The organism is Asaia astilbis JCM 15831, assembly GCF_000613845.1.
In the GTDB taxonomy this organism is placed as follows: domain Bacteria; phylum Pseudomonadota; class Alphaproteobacteria; order Acetobacterales; family Acetobacteraceae; genus Asaia; species Asaia astilbis.
On the sequence record NZ_BAJT01000048.1, the window covers coordinates 1 to 722 of the forward strand.

The 722-nt window shown below is 46.3% G+C and carries 1 protein-coding gene; it reads left to right on the forward strand.

Annotation, left to right across the window (positions count from 1 at the left end; translation table 11 throughout):
- Positions 1-67 precede the first annotated feature (67 nt).
- Entirely contained in the window at positions 68-712 is a 645-nt protein-coding gene (locus JCM15831_RS24140) for a transposase (protein ID WP_373277669.1), read from the forward strand.
- Positions 713-722 lie beyond the last annotated feature (10 nt).

The window sequence follows — 722 nt, forward strand, 5'->3', positions numbered from 1 at the left end:
ATACCGGCAATACAAAAAAAGGAGCCCTTTTTGTGGACTCCCTAAGATTAATTATCTTTGTATTGTTATGTATAAACAATTAACCTCGGAGCAAAGGTCGCAAATTTTTGCCTTACTCCAAAGAAAAAGTCCGAGAAAAGAGATTGCTCATATTGTGGGCATCAGTCAATCCACGCTTTCCCGTGAATTAAAACGCAACAGCAGTCCGTCAGGTAAGTATGTTTGGTTCAAGGCACATGACAAGGCTATGGAGCGTCGAAAGCGTTCCACCTCCAATGTTGCGCTTGCCCCTGAACTGGTATGGAGAATAAAACAAATCATCATCGAGGAGCAATGGTCTCCACGGCAAATATCAGGGGTTTTGAAAAAGAGGGCATTAACGTGTCGCATCAAAGCATCTACAATATCATACATGCCGATACGACCGGGGAATTGGAGAGCCATACACGCCATAAGCTCAAATACAGGCATAGACCGGGCACAAGGCTTTTCCCATTGCCGGCAGAACCGGTATTCATCAACGTCCCAAAGAAGCAAACGGAAAACGATTTGGGGATTTCGAGATGGATCTGATAGTAGACCGCTACAACCACGCTATCCTCACCATCGTGGAGCGTTCCACCAACATGCTCTTCATGACGAAGCTGCCGCATGGGAAAAGTCCGAGCCATTGGCCAAAGAGGTACGCAGGCTGCTGCTACCCTACAGGTAAACATTCAAGA